This is a genomic window from Pseudoalteromonas sp. MB41 (assembly GCF_020966275.1).
GTDB classification, from domain to species: Bacteria; Pseudomonadota; Gammaproteobacteria; order Enterobacterales; family Alteromonadaceae; genus Pseudoalteromonas; species Pseudoalteromonas lipolytica.
On record NZ_JAJJZF010000002.1, the window covers coordinates 206,382 to 222,866 of the forward strand.

The window sequence follows — 16,485 nt, forward strand, 5'->3', positions numbered from 1 at the left end:
GTCCTGACTGTTTTTTGAGTATTCACTATGTCATATACAACTTTTAGCCGAAACCATAATAACCAATTACTAGAACCGATGTTTTTCGGCCAGACGGTAAACGTGTCACGTTACGACCAACAAAAGTACCCTATCTTCGAGAAGCTAATTGAAAAGCAATTATCTTTCTTCTGGCGTCCTGAAGAAGTTGACGTAAGTAAAGACCGTCTTGATTTTCAAGCTTTACCTGACCATGAAAAACACATTTTTTTAAGTAACTTAAAATACCAAACATTACTTGATAGTGTGCAAGGTCGTTCGCCTAACGTTGCCTTACTGCCAATTGTGTCAATTCCTGAACTTGAAACGTGGATTGAAACATGGGCATTTAGTGAAACAATTCACAGCCGTTCTTACACGCACATTATTCGTAACGTAACGCAGTCACCTGAGCTTATTTTTGATGATATCGTGAGTAACGAAAAAATCAGTGAACGTGCCGATGCGGTGACTAAGTATTACGATGAATTAATCAACATGATTTCGATTTACAACCTTTACGGTGAAGGTAAACATGTGATTAATGGTGAAGAAGTTAAAGTGAGCTTGTTCGACCTTAAAAAGTTGCTTTACCTTGCGATGATGTCGGTTAATATTCTGGAAGCAATTCGTTTTTATGTCAGCTTTGCATGTTCATTCGCGTTTGCTGAACGCGAGCTAATGGAAGGCAATGCAAAAATCATTAAATTAATTGCGCGTGATGAAGCTCTTCATTTATCAGGCACACAACACATCTTAAACATTATGCAAGACGGTAAAGACGATCCTGAAATGGCGATTGTTGCAGCGCAATGTAAAGATGAAGCAATTAAAATGTTTGTTGATGCCGCAGAGCAAGAAAAAGACTGGGCTGAATACCTGTTTAAAGATGGCTCAATGATTGGCTTAAATAAAGATATTTTATGCCAATACGTTGAATACATTACAAATGCACGTATGACTGCGGTAGGCTTACCTGCTCAGTTTGAAAGTAAGAGCAACCCGATTCCATGGATCAATTCGTGGTTAGTCTCTGATAACGTGCAAGTTGCACCGCAAGAAGCCGAGATAAGTTCTTACCTTGTTGGTCAAATCGATTCTCAAGTTGATGCATCAGACTTTGGTGATTTCGATCTGTAATGAGCACTAAACACACTGCACAGGTTATCCTTGCAGGAACAGACAGCCAGAGTATAGATTTTGACTCTGGCTGTTCATCTCTCCTTGAATGCCTTGAACAACATAAAATAGATGTACCCTATCAATGCCGCGAAGGATATTGCGGTGCTTGTCGTGCTCAGCTTGTAGAAGGTGACGTACGTTATAATCAAGAGCCCCTTGCCTTTGTGCGTCCAGGTGAAGTATTACTGTGTTGCAGCAAACCTAACGGTAAAATCACTATTGAACTTTAATGCCATACAAGATCACGTGTTTGGTAAAAATGGTGTTTATCTGCCACGCTAATCGTTTGCTGATCAATAGTAATATCCCACTGCAAATTTTTACTTAGATGAGTAACGAGTTGTTCAATAAACTGACTATCGAAAGCGATAAGGTGACTGTTGCTGATCAACGCAAGCTGACGTTGATACTCATTTAACCAGTCACTTTCAAGCGTGGTGACAACCCACAGTTCATCAACTCGCTTAGCGATTTTAGTTAACATGGATATATCGGGCTGATCAACAGACAGCCACGTCTCATAATGCTCATCGAGCGCTTTTATTGACACATCGGGTTGATTGTTTTTTAGCCGAGCATTGATGGTTGCCTGCTTATTATGCGAAAAAAAACAATAGCTCAGCAATTTGAGCACAAAATGCTGATAACTTTCCCCTCTGTCACAGGCGGTGGTGAAGGTTTCCTGATGATTACAATGCTCACGTAAATCTGCGATGGTGAACTGCGCCTTAAATACTCTATTTTTATCAGACATAACCACAGGCCATACCGATTAAATAATCTAAGTATAGTGTATGAAATTTAAATCGCGACAGTTTATAAGTTATAGTATAACGTTATTGCCATTGAAAAATGGTGGTGTTATATTATATCACAACACTCAACAACCAACGTAAAAAGTAGTAACAATGAAGCAATTTTCAATTATTTCTAGTGCTGTTGCCGCTGCACTGTTTTCTCAATCAAGCATTGCTGCTGTTATCACAGGCCAAGTAGTAGATAAAAATCAACAACCCGTTGTTAATGCACAAGTCCATGTGCATGGTAAATCACAGGCTGTAATGACTGACGCGCAAGGTGAATTTAAAATTGATGTCGACAGCAAAGGTCAACTTCATGTAAGCAAAGATAATTTCATTGATAAGCGTGTTGATATTAATGGGGATGATCAATCTGTTGTTGTTACTTTGACGCCTACATCCGTAGAAACCGTTGTTGTGTATGCGTCAGCCTTACACAAAAACAGCTTAGAGATGATCTCACCGGTTAATGTGTTATCAGGTGACAATTTAAAGAATAAAGCGAAACCGACTCTAGGTGAAACTCTAAAAGGCTTACCGGGTGTTAATGCCAGTTATTTTGGTCCCGTTTCATCAAGCCCTATTATTCGTGGTTTAGATGGCCCGCGTGTTAAAATCACACAAAATGGTTTAGACAGTAGTGATGCATCTCGTATCGGACCCGATCACGCCACCTCAAATGACAGTTTAGCAGCAGAGCAAATTGAAGTGCTTCGTGGCCCAGCTACCCTACTTTATGGTTCAGGCGCAATTGGGGGTGTGGTAAACGTTGTTGATAACCGTATTCCTACCGATAACATCGAGACATTGACCGGTGCTGCTCAATACACACACGACACAGTATCAAATACGAATACCTATGCAGCTAAGTTAGAAACAGGTAACAACGGTTTCAACTTCCATTTTGATGGCACAAAACGCACGGGGGACGACTACAAAACTCCCACGTTTGAACTTCCAGAAGAGCATGAAGAACACGAAGGTGAAGAACACGCTGAGCACGAGACTGCTAACAGCGTAGAAAATACCTTTATAGACAGCCAAACCGTTAACTTTGGAACTAGCTACGTTGGTGAACATTTAACGTTAGGCGTGTCATATGGCCGTATTGAAACAGATTATGGCATTCCTGCCCATGAACATCATGGCCACGCTCATGAAGAAGAAGCTGAACATGAAGAAGCTGGACATGGCGAAGAAGCCCATGAAGAATCTGTATTTGCTCAGTTAGAGCAAGATCGTTGGCAAGGCTACATGAGTTACGCTCTTCATAATAATTGGATTGAAAACATCTCGTTGCGCGTAGGTTATACAGATTATAAACATGCTGAAATTGAAGACGGTGAAGTTGGAACGGTGTTCAGTAACAAAACAACTGAAGCACGTGCGACAGTCGAGCATAAACTTGGTCTTTGGCACGGTATGGCTGGTTACCACTATACAGAATCTGACTATGATGCCGATGGCGAAGAAGCGTTCACACCGGCCAGTGTAACAAAATCAAACGCGCTATTTTTACTTGAGGAAAAACAATTTGGTGATGTCACTGTTGAACTAGGTGCGCGCATCGAAGATTACCAAATCGATTCTGCTGTCACAATGGCTGAACATCACCATGATCATGCAGAAGAAGCGCATGATGAAGAGGAAGAAGCTGAAACAATTAACTACAGTGCCGATTTCACTAACTTAAGCTTATCTGCGGGTGCTATTTGGCAATATCAAGAAGGCCAAAGCGTTGCGCTTAGCGTGTCTCACTCTGAACGTGCACCATTAAGTGCAGAACTACTCTCGAATGGTGTTCACATTGCAACAGGTACTTATGAATTAGGCTTAGGTTATCATATTGAAGAAGGTGAAATTCACTTTGAACCTGAAGACATCAAACAAGAGACTGCAACAAACTTTGATTTAAGTTTCCGTCGTTTCATTGGTGACTTTGGTTATACAATCAACTTTTTCTATAACGACATTGAAAACTTCTATTACCAACAAAATACGGGCTATTTCTTTGATGAAGAACATGGCTTAGAAATGGCAGAAGAAGTACACGATGATGCCATGGCGGTTTACCAATTTACCAGTAAAGATGCCAAATTGTATGGGTTAGAATTTGATGTGCACTATCAAGTTTCACCTAGCACCTTAGTGAAAGTATTTGGTGACTCGACGACAGCTAAATTAAAAGATGACAATAACTACTTACCACGAATCCCAGCGAATAAATTGGGTTCAGAGTTACAGTATACCGTCTCTGATTGGCAGTTTAGCCTAACAGGTACACATTACTTTGAGCAGTCAGACATCACTGCCTACGAGACAAAAACAGAAGGGTACACTTTGTTTGATGCGTCAGCGAATTATCAACTTGACTTAGGCCCAGTAGATACACAGCTTTATATCAACGTTGATAACATAACAGACGAACTTGGCTTTGTTCACAGCTCGTTTATTAAAGAAAAAGCGCCACTACCGGGCAGAAACTTCAGCCTAGGTATCCGCGGTTACTTCTAAAAAGTAACGAATATAAAAAAAACCTTTCACTTTAATAAGTGAAAGGGTTTTTTATTATCTTTTAAAAAAGTTAAACGCGCTGTTTAACCTTTTTGTTCGATTTTAGCCCATGAATCACGAAGACCCACCGTTTGGTTGAACACAAGTGTCTGTGCTTTATTATCGCGACAGAAATACCCTGTACGTTCAAACTGGAAGCCCTGCTCTGCTTGTGCATTTGCAAGTGAAGGTTCTAACTTCGCATTTGATAACACCACAAGCGACTCAGGATTAAGCGTTGCATTAAAGTCTTCAGCAGCTGCTGGGTTAGGTACGTTGAATAGACGATCGTATAAACGTACTTCTGCAGTAATAGACTCGCTAGCAGATACCCAATGGATTACCCCTTTCACCTTGCGACCATCACTTGGGTTTTTACCCAGCGTTTCATCATCGTAAGAACAGAAGATCGTGGTGATTTCACCATTAGCGTCTTTTTCAATGCGTTCAGCTTTTATCACATAAGCTCCGCGTAAACGCACTTCTTTACCCAGCACTAAACGCTTAAACTTATTGTTTGCTTCTTCACGGAAATCTTCGCGTTCAATATAAAGCTCGCGAGTAAATGGCACATCACGGCGTCCCATTTCTTCTATGTTCGGGTGATTAGCGACTGATAACGTTTCTACTTTATCTGCATCATAGTTCTCTAGAACCACTTTAACAGGGTCAAGTACAGCCATAGCACGTGGTGCATGTTCATTTAAATCTTCACGAATACACGCTTCCAACATGCCCATTTCAACCATGTTTTCTTGCTTAGTAATACCAATGCGTGAACAGAACTCACGTACTGAAGCTGGTGTATAACCACGACGACGTAAACCAGCAATCGTTGGCATACGTGGGTCATCCCAGCCTTCAACATGGCCATTAACCACTAAGTCATTTAATTTACGCTTAGACATAATGGTGTATTCAAGATTTAAACGTGAAAACTCGATTTGCTGTGGATGGCATTCTAGGCTGATGTTATCAAGCACCCAGTCATAGAGACGTCGGTTATCTTGGAATTCAAGCGTACATAAAGAATGTGTAATACCTTCAAGCGCATCCGAAATACAATGTGTAAAGTCATACATTGGGTAAATGCACCACTTATCACCTGTTTGGTGATGGTGAGCAAAACGTACACGGTACAAAATAGGATCGCGTAATACAATAAACGAGCTTGCCATATCAATTTTAGCACGCAGTACACACTCGCCTTCTTTAAACTCACCGTTACGCATTTTTTCGAATAAGGCTAAGTTCTCTTCAACAGGTGTATCACGATAAGGGCTATTTTTTCCTGGCTCTTTTAGCGTACCACGGTACTCACGAGCTTGGTCTGCTGACAAGAAACACACATACGCAAGCCCTTTTTCGATAAGTTCAACGGCATAGCCATAAAGTGCATCAAAGTAGTTTGATGAATATTTAATTTCACCATCCCATTGAAAACCGAGCCACTGCACATCTTCTTTAATAGAGTTTACGTAGTTGATATCTTCTTTTTCTGGGTTTGTATCATCAAAACGTAAGTTGCAAAGGCCGTTGTAATCCTGGGCAATACCAAAATTTAAACATATAGACTTTGCATGACCAATGTGTAAAAAACCATTTGGTTCTGGTGGAAAACGTGTATGCGTAGTCGCGTGTTTACCGCTTGCGAGATCTTCGTCGATACGCGTTCTTATAAAGTTACTTGGGCGATTCTCAATTTCCGCCATAGGAGCATAATCCTCTGAATATTGCATGGTGACAAAACTACTGCATTATTACAAAAAGAAGCGCTAACATACAGTAGTTGATGTGTGTTTATCGAAGATAATAATGCGATTGTTAAAACCCTACGGTCAAATCGGTAAAAAAGTTGTTCTAACGCAATAAAATGATCATTGACTGACGATATAGTGCCGATAGTTTCACTATTTAATAAGGAAAAGAGATGGCTTCACTCAATCAACACCGAGTCTATATTCCTAGCTCTGCACGTGCAAACCAGTATGTGTTAGTTGAATTTAAACCCAATGATGAGTTTTTTGCCCAGTTTACGAACATTAGCTGCGGTTACAAGCGTCTTGCAAGGGAATTATTTGCGCTGTGCGATGAGTATGAACTTCATAACGTACATCTCATTGCGAATGATAAACTACCTGTCGTACGCTACCATGATGAGGCGTACAGTTTAGAAACAACAAAACAAATATTATTTTTCTATAATCCACAATACCACGAAGCACACAATGTATTTGCTAATGGCGAAGAAAGATGCAAAAAAATTCGCTTATTATTCTTAGCAACCGGTGACGATATTCGTGCAAATGCGGCACAGTTCCACCATAAAGTGCAACGGGTAATCAATACATTACAAGACAAGCTTTTAAGCAACCAACCCCCGCTTAAGATTAGAGATCATCAACACTTAACCTATGACTTATTTGCCAAAGCCAAAGGCCACAAAGAAAGCTATGGCTATAAGTTGCGAAGTTTATATCCGCGTTATCAATCGCGCCAATGCCATTTGCCAAGCGATCACAGCGAAATGACCTATGCAGGCTTTTCAATTCCTGTCACACGCGCAATTAAGACACAATTTCAGCATATGCTAAATGAAGAAAACTACAGTCAGTTTTATCAGTATATTTTTGATGCGTTTAAACGTGCCTGTGATAAGCGTCAACTTAACTTAGCTGCCTTTATCGCAAATGGCACACGCCCGATTGTGCGTAATAGTAATATTGACAATGCACAGAGCAATAGCGAGTTGCAAAAACTGACTTTCGACTGCGCCAGCGAGCAAGTACAAATACAGCAATTTTGGAATGCGGATACGTTAGTCGATGTGCTGCACTTTGTTATTGCAGCAGCAGAAAAAGATAAACACGATATCGGTTACGGCCGATTTATGAACCAAGTACAAAGTGCCATTAATGAGGTGACAGACGAACTTGCGTTTAATCCAACACGCCAAGACTTACGCGTGCGCTTTTATCAGCATATTAACTATCAATATTAAACAGGTTTTACGTGGGTGACAGCGATGTGTCACCCCTTTTACCTTAACGATTTTTTGGTAATTTAGATAAGTCTAAGCGTAATACCTTTGAGCGTCGCTGGTAGTTATACAGCGACTTTTTCTTCGCGGGCAGTTCATCGACCGTCACCAATTCAAAACCTTGTTCAATAAACCAATGAATACTGCGCGTTGTTAACGCAAATAACCCATGATAACCACACCGTTTGGCTTTATTAATTATAAAACGTAATAAATTACTGCCACGGTCTGCATCACGATATTGAGGGTGAACAGCAAGGCTTGCAAATTCACCAACCTGCTCTTCATCAAATGGGTAAAGGGCAGCGCACGCGATAATAAGTCCATCACGCTCAATCACTGTGAATTGTTCAATTTCTATCTCTAATTGCTCTCTTGAGCGACGCACTAAATAGCCCTGCTCTTCAAGTGGTCTAATTAAGTTTAAGATACCGGTTATATCACTGATCGTTGCACTACGAAGTTGTTCAGAACTTTGCGGCGCAATCTGGGTCCCAATACCATCCAAAGAGAAGAGCTCTTGCAATAAGGCACCATCTTCTTTGTAGCTGACAAGGTGACACCGATGCACCCCGCCCCGACATGCATCAATAGCAGCTTGCAAAAAGACAGGGGCGCTCAAACATGAAGGTGTATGAGTGCGATAGTGCTCTAACACTCGCTCGGCTTCGTTTGGCATTAATTCTGCTATCGCTTCGCCATTTTCATCTAAAATACCTGCATCTTGGCTAAACCCTAGCATTTTGTCTGCTCTGAGCTTTAAAGCAACCTGAGTCGCAATTTCTTCTGCGGTTAAATTAAAGCTCTCACCCGTCACTGAGGCAGCAATCGGACCTAGGAGCACAATACTATTGTTATTGAGTTGGTGGCGTATTCCCTCAACATCAATTCGCCTAACACGCCCCGAGTGGTGGTAATCAACCCCTTCATCAACGCCTAAAGGCTGCGCTATAACAAAATTACCACTGACTACATTTAAAAATGAGCCCGACATGGGGGTGCTACTTAATGACGTGGATAAACGTGCGGTGATGTCAAATTGCATTGCTCCGGCCACTTTTTTAATCACTTCAAAAGTGGTGTTATCGGTAACACGGATCTCGTTATGAAAATGACTAGTTATGCCAACCTCATTCAAAGCGGCATTAAATTGTGGCCGTGCGCCAAACACCAAAACAATCTTAATACCTAAGCTTGTTAATAGAGCAACATCATTAATAATACTTCGACAGCCTGGCTGGTCTATCGCCTCACCACCCAGCATTACAACGAAAGTCTTGCCTCTATGGGCATTTACATAAGGAGTCGACTGACGAAATCCGTCTACTAATTCTGTAGTACGCACGTGCTAATTACCTTTTAAATTCAAGCGTTTTTTATTAAAACGGAAACAGAGGAATTAGTGTAAGGAATTTTTATTCATAAATAAAGAATTTTTATTCTTTATTTATGAATAAAAATTGACAGTGAATTTAGCAATAAAAAAGGCCCGCATAAGCGAGCCTCTTTTTAAGAGATTAAAGACCGATTACCAGCCTGTTTTCTCTTTAAGTGCAGCACCGATGTCAGCTAGTGAACGTACTGTTTTAACGCCAGCAGCTTCTAATGCAGCAAATTTCTCATCAGCAGTACCTTTACCGCCTGCGATGATTGCACCCGCGTGACCCATACGCTTACCTGGAGGCGCAGTTACACCCGCAATGTAAGAAACAACAGGCTTAGTTACGTTGTGCTTGATGTATTCAGCAGCTTCTTCTTCTGCTGTACCACCGATTTCACCGATCATAACGATTGCTTCAGTTTGCTCGTCTTTTTCGAACATTTCTAAAACGTCGATGAAGTTAGTGCCAGGGATTGGGTCGCCACCGATACCAACACATGTTGATTGGCCGAAACCAGCATCAGTAGTTTGCTTAACCGCTTCGTAAGTAAGTGTACCAGAACGTGATACGATACCTACTTTACCAGGCTTGTGGATGTGACCAGGCATGATACCGATCTTAGTTTCACCCGGAGTGATAACACCTGGGCAGTTAGGACCGATCATGCGAACACCAGTTTGCTCAAGCTTAACTTTAACGTCAACCATGTCTAGTGTTGGGATACCTTCAGTGATACAAACGATAAGCTCGATGCCAGCATCGATAGCTTCTAAGATTGCATCTTTACAGAAAGGTGCTGGTACGTAGATTACTGATGCAGTTGCGCCAGTTGCTTCTACAGCGTCACGTACTGTGTTGAATACTGGAAGACCAAGGTGCGTTTGACCGCCTTTACCTGGGCTAACACCACCAACCATTTGTGTACCATACTCAAGCGCTTGCTCAGAGTGGAAAGTACCTTGGCCACCAGTGAAACCTTGACAGATAACTTTTGTATCTTTATTGATTAATACAGACATTATTTGCCCTCCGCAGCAGCAACAACTTTTTCAGCTGCGTCTGTTAGTGATTCAGCAGCGATGATGTTAAGGTCAGAATTAGCAAGTACTTCACGACCTAGTTCAGCGTTAGTACCTTCTAAACGTACTACTACTGGTACGTTTACGCCTACTTCTTTAACTGCACCAATGATACCTTCTGCGATCATGTCACAACGAACGATACCACCGAAGATGTTAACTAAAACAGCTTTTACGTTGTCGTCTGAAAGGATGATCTTGAATGCTTCAGATACACGCTCTTTCGTCGCGCCGCCACCAACATCTAGGAAGTTAGCTGGCTTGCCACCGTGTAGGTTTACGATGTCCATCGTACCCATTGCTAGGCCTGCACCGTTAACCATACAACCTACGTTACCGTCTAGTGCAACGTAGTTAAGCTCGAAGCTTGCAGCGTGAGCTTCACGTGCATCTTCTTGAGATGGATCGTGCATTTCACGGATTTTAGGTTGACGGTAAAGCGCGTTACCATCTACACCGATTTTGCCATCTAGACAGTGAAGGTTGCCTTCGTCTGTGATAACAAGCGGGTTGATTTCTAATAATGCGAAATCGAAATCGTTGAACATGTTCGCAAGACCCATGAAGATCTTAACAAACTGTTTCATTTGCGTTGGGTTTAAACCTAGTTTGAAGCCTAATTCACGAGCTTGATACGCTTGAGGACCTACAAGTGGATCGATTTCAGCTTTGTGGATTAGCTCTGGCGTTTCTTCAGCAACAGTCTCGATTTCAACACCACCTTCAGTAGATGCCATGAAAACAACTTTACGAGAAGCACGATCTACTACAGCGCCTAGGTATAATTCGTTAGCGATGTCAGTGCAGCTCTCAACAAGGATCTTAGCTACTGGCTGACCATTTTCGTCTGTTTGGTAAGTAACTAAGTTTTTACCTAACCAGTTCGCAGCGAACTCTTTAACTTCGTCGATTGTTTTAACTAGCTTAACACCGCCAGCTTTACCACGGCCACCTGCGTGAACCTGTGTTTTAACAACCCACATATCACCGCCAATTTTCTCAGCAGCTGCTGCAGCTTCTTCAGGTGTATCGCAAGCGTAACCGTGAGAAACTGGTAAACCATATTCGGCAAAAAGTTGTTTTGCCTGATACTCATGCAAATTCATGATGCTTTATCCAATTTTTTATACTAAAAGAGCTGAATATTTATGCAAATAAACAGCTATCCCAAATTGCGCACCTAGTATAAATCCCAAGGCTCAACATGAAAACCCCAGTTAGACCAAAGGCGCAAAAAAAAAGCTGTGAACGCAGTCCACAGCTTACATTTTATACAACTAGATTAAACATCTAGTAATAAACGTGTTGGATCTTCAAGTAACTCTTTAATTGTCACTAAGAAACCAACAGATTCTTTACCATCAATTTGACGGTGATCGTACGATAACGCTAAATACATCATTGGTAAGATTTCAACTTTACCATTTACAGCCATTGGACGATCTTGGATTTTGTGCATACCTAAGATTGATGACTGAGGTAAGTTGATAATCGGTGTAGAAAGTAACGAACCGAATACACCACCATTAGTGATAGTGAAGTTACCACCTGTCATATCATCAAGTGTTAATTTGCCGTCACGACCTTTAAGCGCTAATTCACGGATACCTTTTTCAATTTCTGCAACTGATAACTTGTCACAATCTTTAAGTACTGGTGTAACTAGGCCACGTGGTGTTGATACCGCGATGCTGATATCGAAGTAGTTGTGATAAACAATATCATCACCATCGATTGATGCATTCACTTCAGGGAAACGTTTAAGCGCTTCTGTTACTGCTTTCACATAGAAAGACATGAAACCTAAACGAATACCATGACGTTTTTCGAATACTTCTTGATACTGCTTACGAAGGTCCATGATAGGTTTCATGTTTACTTCGTTGAATGTTGTTAACATTGCAGTTGAGTTTTTCGCTTCAAGAAGGCGATTTGCAATAGTCTTACGTAAACGCGTCATTGGAACACGTTTTTGAGTACGGTCACCCATAGGTGCAGCAGGTGCTGCCGCTTCTGCTTTAGGTGCAGCCGCAGGCGCTTTTAAGAATGTATCAACGTCTTCTTTCGTTACGCGACCATTTTTACCCGTGCCCTTGATTTTTGATGCATCAAGGCCCTTTTCAGCGATTAGACGACGCACTGACGGTGTTAATACGTCTGAGCTATCGCTTGAATCGCTTGCTGGTGCCGCTTCTTCTTTTTTCGATTCTGCTTTAGCAGGTGCTGCACCCGCTTTAACAGTACCAATCACTTGTTCGCCAAGCACTGTTTCGCCTTCTGCGTGGATGTGCTCGCCCATGATACCGTCTTCTTGAGCAACAACTTCAAGAACAACTTTATCAGTTTCGATGTCAACTAGGTTTTGATCGCGCGTTACCGCTTCACCTGGTTGAACATGCCAAGTAGCAATTGTCGCGTCTGCGACTGATTCTGGAAGTACAGGTACTTTAATGTCCACTTCTTTACCTTCTGATGCTGGTGCTGATTGCGCCGCTGGCGCGTCTTCTGATTTTGCTGGTGCTGATTCTTTAGCAGAATCGTCACTTGCTGGTGCAGCATCTGCATCACCAAGTAAACCAATTACTTGTTCACCAAGTACGGTTGCACCTTCTTCTTGTGAAATTTCAGTAATGACACCGTCGTTTGGTGCAACTACTTCTAAAACAACTTTATCTGTTTCAATATCAACTAAGTTTTGGTCACGGCTTACTTTGTCGCCAACACTTACGTGCCATGTTGCTACGGTAGCATCAGCAACCGACTCAGGAAGTACAGGAACTTTAATTTCTGTGCTCATTGCTTATCCTTTATTTTCAATAGTAAGCGCATCTGCAACGAGCGCTTGTTGTTCTTTAGTATGCACTGACATGTAACCACATGCTGGCGATGCTGATGCTTTACGGCCAGCATATTTTAATTTAGCGCCTTGTGGAATTGCATCGACAAAGTGGTGTTGAGAACAATACCAAGCACCTTGGTTTTGTGGCTCTTCTTGACACCAAACGAAGTCTTTAACGTGTTGATAACGCTGCATGATTGCATCCATCTCATCGTGTGGGAATGGATAAAGTTGTTCAACACGAACAATTGCAACATTATTAAGCTCTTGCTTACGACGCTCTTGAAGTAGTTCGTAGTAAACTTTACCGCTACAGAAAACAACGCGTTCAACGTTCTCTGCTGGGATGTCATCAATCTCGTCAATCATATTATAGAACACACCTTCAGATAACTCTTCCAGTGTTGATGTTGCTAATGGGTGACGTAATAATGACTTCGGTGTCATAACAATCAAAGGACGACGCAGTGGACGAACTGATTGACGACGTAGCATTGCGTAAACTTGCGCAGGTGTTGATGGCACACACACTTGCATGTTGTGATCAGCACACAGTTGTAAGAAACGCTCTAAACGGGCTGAACTATGCTCAGGACCTTGACCTTCATAGCCATGCGGTAACAAACACGTTAGACCACATAAACGGCCCCACTTTTGCTCGCCTGAACTTAAGAACTGGTCAAATACAACTTGAGCGCCGTTCGCAAAGTCACCAAATTGGGCTTCCCACATGACTAATGATGTAGGTTCTGCAGTCGCATAACCATATTCAAACGCAAGCACCGCTTCTTCAGATAACACTGAATCGTATACTTCAAATGCACCTTGCTTTTCGCTGATGTTTTGCAACGGTAAGTAAGTTGACGCATCTTGTTGATTATGAACAACAGCATGACGATGGAAGAATGTACCACGGCCTGAGTCTTGACCCGTTAAACGGATATCAGTACCTGCATCAACAAGTGTTGCATAAGCCAGTGTTTCTGCCATACCCCAATCAAGTGCTTTTTCACCTGATGCCATTAGTTTACGGTCGTCGTAGATTTTCTTAACACGAGACTGTGCTTTATGACCTTCTGGGTAACTTGCCACTTTCTCGCCAAGTTCTTTAAGTTTCTCTACCGACACTTTAGCGTCGTATTCTACATCCCAATCGTGACCAACGAACTTAGCCCAATCAGATGAATGAGATGTTTCAGGTTGAATTTCTTCAACAACGCACGAGCCACGGTCTAAGCCATTACGGTAATCATCTGCGAGTACTTTAATTTCGTCTTCAGTGAATGAACCTTCAGCCACAAGCTGATCAGCATAGATTAAACGAGGAACAGGGTGTTTTTTGATTTTTTGGTACATAAGTGGTTGAGTCGCATTAGGCTCATCCGCTTCGTTATGACCATGACGGCGATAACAGACCAAATCAATAACAACATCACGTTTAAACTGATTTCTGAAATCAAGCGCAATTTGTGTTACGAATGCAACGGCTTCTGGATCATCAGAGTTAACGTGGAAAATAGGTGCCTGAACCATCTTCGCAATATCTGTACAGTATGGTGTAGAACGCACATCAGCCTGTTTAGACGTTGTAAAACCAACTTGGTTGTTAACAACAATACGGATACTACCACCACAACTAAATGCATTAGTTTGTGATAAGTTAAATGTTTCTTGTACAACACCTTGACCTGCAATCGCAGAGTCACCATGAATTGTAATAGGCAGTGCTTTAATACCTGACTTATCACCTAAGCGGTCAAGACGCGCACGAACCGAACCCATCACTACCGGGTTTACGATTTCTAGGTGAGACGGGTTAAATGCAAGTGCCATGTGCACATTGCCACCCTTAGTCGCAAAGTCAGATGAATAACCCATGTGATATTTAACGTCACCTGAGCTTAATGTATCTTTATGTTTACCAGCGAACTCATCAAATAAATCTGATGGGTTTTTACCTAAAACGTTCACTAGTACGTTCAGACGACCGCGGTGAGCCATACCAATAACAGCTTCTTTTTGTCCGCTTTCACCTGCACGATGAATCAGTTCTTTAAGCATTGGTACTAACGCATCACCACCTTCCAGTGAGAAACGTTTTGCACCAGGGAACTTAGCCCCTAAATATTTTTCAAGACCATCCGCTGCTGTTAACCCTTTAAGGATGCGCAGCTTTTCTTCTTTAGAAAAAGTTGGACGTGATTGCACTGATTCCAAACGCTGTTGTAACCAACGCTTTTCTTCAGTCGATGTGATATGCATATACTCAGCACCAACAGAACCACAGTACGTGGTTTTAAGTGCTTGGTATAACTCACCTAAAGGCATGGTTTCGCGACCGACTGCAAACGAACCCACATTGAATTCACGGTCAAAATCAGCTTCAGATAAATCGTGGTACTCTAATTCAAGATCGCGAACACGCTCGCGTTGCCAGATACCTAATGGATCTAGGTTGGCATTTTGGTGACCACGGAAACGGAAAGCATTTATAAGTTGTAGCACTTTGACCTGTTTAGGATCACCAGAGCCACCCTCTGCTACCACCACTTCTCTATGCTTGTTTTTAGCAAGCTCCGCAAATTGTGCACGAACTTCAGAATGTTTTACGTCAACATCCACACCATCAACTTTTGGTAATTGTTCGAACACTTCTCGCCATTCTTCTGGCACAGAAGTCGCATCATCTAAGTACGCTTCATAAAGCTCTTCTACGTAAGCAACGTTACCGCCGTTTAAGTGAGAAGATTCTAGCCATGCCTTCATCACACCTTCGTGCATTTATAAGCCCTTTTCTTTAGCGCAGAAATTAATTGTTGTAAAAACAAGGTGGTTAATAAATTAACCACCTTACATATTCAATATTTTAAACCGAACGATTTAAAAGCATTGACTTGATTTGTCCAATTGCTTTGGTCGGATTAAGACCTTTTGGACACACGCTAACACAGTTCATGATACTGTGACAACGGAACACGCTGAACGCATCGTCAAGGTCAGCAAGACGCTCTTCTGTCGCTGTATCGCGGCTATCAGCCAAGAAACGATATGCGTGAAGAAGGCCTGCTGGACCGATGAACTTGTCTGGATTCCACCAGAACGAAGGACACGATGTTGAACAACATGCACATAAAATACACTCATATAAACCATCAAGCTTATCGCGTTCTTCGATTGACTGAAGACGCTCACCCGCCGCTGGCGTGTCGTTGATAAGATAAGGTTTTACTTTTTCGTATTGAGTGTAGAACTGACTCATGTCAATAACAAGGTCACGTACCACAGGTAAACCAGGTAATGGACGAATTACGATTTTACCTTTGCCACCTTTAAGTAGCGTTGATAAAGGCGTGATACATGCCAAACCATTTTTACCATTCATGTTGATACCGTCTGAACCACACACACCTTCACGGCATGAACGACGGAATGATAACGTTGGATCTTGCTCTTTTAATTTCATAAGCGCATCCAACACCATCATATCTTGACCTTCTTGCGTTTCTAGCGAGAAGTCTTGCATACGTGGTGCGTTATCAATATCTGGATTGTAACGATAAACGGAAAATTGTACTTGTGCCATCGTCTCGCT

At 41.9% G+C, this 16,485-nt stretch carries 12 protein-coding genes; 4 read left to right on the forward strand and 8 right to left on the reverse strand.

Annotated elements, in window-relative coordinates; genetic code table 11:
- The first annotated feature begins 27 nt into the window (after positions 1 to 27).
- Together nrdB and yfaE are read left to right on the forward strand one after the other, a co-directional pair.
- Positions 28 to 1,158 carry a class Ia ribonucleoside-diphosphate reductase subunit beta gene (gene nrdB / locus LPA49_RS04560; protein WP_036968602.1) on the forward strand — a complete coding sequence of 377 codons (1,131 nt, stop codon included), beginning with the start codon at positions 28 to 30 and terminating at the stop codon, positions 1,156 to 1,158.
- Complete coding sequence (gene yfaE / locus LPA49_RS04565; RefSeq protein ID WP_036968605.1) at positions 1,158 to 1,430, forward strand: class I ribonucleotide reductase maintenance protein YfaE; 273 nt, start codon at positions 1,158 to 1,160, stop codon at positions 1,428 to 1,430. Before nrdB ends, yfaE begins: the two co-directional genes overlap by 1 nt.
- Here yfaE and LPA49_RS04570 read toward each other — a convergent pair.
- A complete protein-coding gene (locus LPA49_RS04570; RefSeq protein WP_230235787.1) occupies positions 1,427 to 1,954 on the reverse strand; it encodes a YaeQ family protein in 528 nt (175 codons plus the stop codon). The genes yfaE and LPA49_RS04570 overlap by 4 nt on opposite strands.
- 154 nt (positions 1,955 to 2,108) lie before the next feature.
- Here LPA49_RS04570 and LPA49_RS04575 point away from each other — a divergent pair, with 154 nt between their 5' ends.
- The gene (locus LPA49_RS04575) at positions 2,109 to 4,514 is read left to right on the forward strand and encodes a TonB-dependent receptor (protein ID WP_230235789.1); all 2,406 of its coding nucleotides are present in this window, start codon (positions 2,109 to 2,111) and stop codon (positions 4,512 to 4,514) included.
- Between the two features lie 83 nt (positions 4,515 to 4,597).
- Here LPA49_RS04575 and glnS read toward each other — a convergent pair whose 3' ends face one another.
- Positions 4,598 to 6,265: a glutamine--tRNA ligase gene (gene glnS / locus LPA49_RS04580; protein WP_036968612.1), complete on the reverse strand. Its 1,668-nt coding sequence runs from the start codon at positions 6,263 to 6,265 to the stop codon at positions 4,598 to 4,600.
- Positions 6,266 to 6,483: 218 nt separating this feature from the next.
- Here glnS and LPA49_RS04585 point away from each other — a divergent pair, with 218 nt between their 5' ends.
- Entirely contained in the window at positions 6,484 to 7,554 is a 1,071-nt protein-coding gene (locus LPA49_RS04585) for a DUF3083 family protein (RefSeq protein WP_230235791.1), read from the forward strand.
- A gap of 43 nt (positions 7,555 to 7,597) precedes the next feature.
- Here LPA49_RS04585 and argA read toward each other — a convergent pair whose 3' ends face one another.
- The 6 genes from argA to LPA49_RS04615 form a co-directional block, all read right to left on the reverse strand.
- Positions 7,598 to 8,938 carry an amino-acid N-acetyltransferase gene (gene argA / locus LPA49_RS04590; RefSeq protein ID WP_036968615.1) on the reverse strand — a complete coding sequence of 447 codons (1,341 nt, stop codon included), beginning with the start codon at positions 8,936 to 8,938 and terminating at the stop codon, positions 7,598 to 7,600.
- A gap of 183 nt (positions 8,939 to 9,121) precedes the next feature.
- A complete protein-coding gene (gene sucD / locus LPA49_RS04595) occupies positions 9,122 to 9,994 on the reverse strand; it encodes a succinate--CoA ligase subunit alpha (protein ID WP_036968616.1) in 873 nt (290 codons plus the stop codon).
- The gene (gene sucC, locus LPA49_RS04600; RefSeq protein WP_036968617.1) at positions 9,994 to 11,160 is read right to left on the reverse strand and encodes an ADP-forming succinate--CoA ligase subunit beta; all 1,167 of its coding nucleotides are present in this window, start codon (positions 11,158 to 11,160) and stop codon (positions 9,994 to 9,996) included. Before sucC ends, sucD begins: the two co-directional genes overlap by 1 nt.
- Before the next feature lie 176 nt (positions 11,161 to 11,336).
- Entirely contained in the window at positions 11,337 to 12,851 is a 1,515-nt protein-coding gene (gene odhB, locus LPA49_RS04605) for a 2-oxoglutarate dehydrogenase complex dihydrolipoyllysine-residue succinyltransferase (protein ID WP_036968619.1), read from the reverse strand.
- 3 nt (positions 12,852 to 12,854) lie between these two features.
- Positions 12,855 to 15,674, reverse strand: a complete 2,820-nt coding sequence (locus LPA49_RS04610) for a 2-oxoglutarate dehydrogenase E1 component (protein ID WP_036968621.1) — start codon at positions 15,672 to 15,674, stop codon at positions 12,855 to 12,857.
- Between the two features lie 85 nt (positions 15,675 to 15,759).
- A complete protein-coding gene (locus tag LPA49_RS04615) occupies positions 15,760 to 16,476 on the reverse strand; it encodes a succinate dehydrogenase iron-sulfur subunit (protein WP_065979885.1) in 717 nt (238 codons plus the stop codon).
- Between the last annotated feature and the right edge of the window lie 9 nt (positions 16,477 to 16,485).

Bases quoted from the DNA above. Each gene is read 5' to 3' on its own strand.
- sucD (WP_036968616.1), bottom strand. From the start codon at position 9,994: ATGTCTGTATTAATCAATAAAGATACAAAAGTTATCTGTCAAGGTTTC.
- LPA49_RS04615 (WP_065979885.1), bottom strand. From the start codon at position 16,476: ATGGCACAAGTACAATTTTCCGTTTATCGTTACAATCCAGATATTGAT.
- LPA49_RS04610 (WP_036968621.1), bottom strand. From the start codon at position 15,674: ATGCACGAAGGTGTGATGAAGGCATGGCTAGAATCTTCTCACTTAAAC.
- sucC (WP_036968617.1), bottom strand. From the start codon at position 11,160: ATGAATTTGCATGAGTATCAGGCAAAACAACTTTTTGCCGAATATGGT.
- odhB (WP_036968619.1), bottom strand. From the start codon at position 12,851: ATGAGCACAGAAATTAAAGTTCCTGTACTTCCTGAGTCGGTTGCTGAT.
- nrdB (WP_036968602.1), top strand. From the start codon at position 28: ATGTCATATACAACTTTTAGCCGAAACCATAATAACCAATTACTAGAA.
- glnS (WP_036968612.1), bottom strand. From the start codon at position 6,265: ATGGCGGAAATTGAGAATCGCCCAAGTAACTTTATAAGAACGCGTATC.
- yfaE (WP_036968605.1), top strand. From the start codon at position 1,158: ATGAGCACTAAACACACTGCACAGGTTATCCTTGCAGGAACAGACAGC.
- LPA49_RS04585 (WP_230235791.1), top strand. From the start codon at position 6,484: ATGGCTTCACTCAATCAACACCGAGTCTATATTCCTAGCTCTGCACGT.
- LPA49_RS04570 (WP_230235787.1), bottom strand. From the start codon at position 1,954: ATGTCTGATAAAAATAGAGTATTTAAGGCGCAGTTCACCATCGCAGAT.
- LPA49_RS04575 (WP_230235789.1), top strand. From the start codon at position 2,109: ATGAAGCAATTTTCAATTATTTCTAGTGCTGTTGCCGCTGCACTGTTT.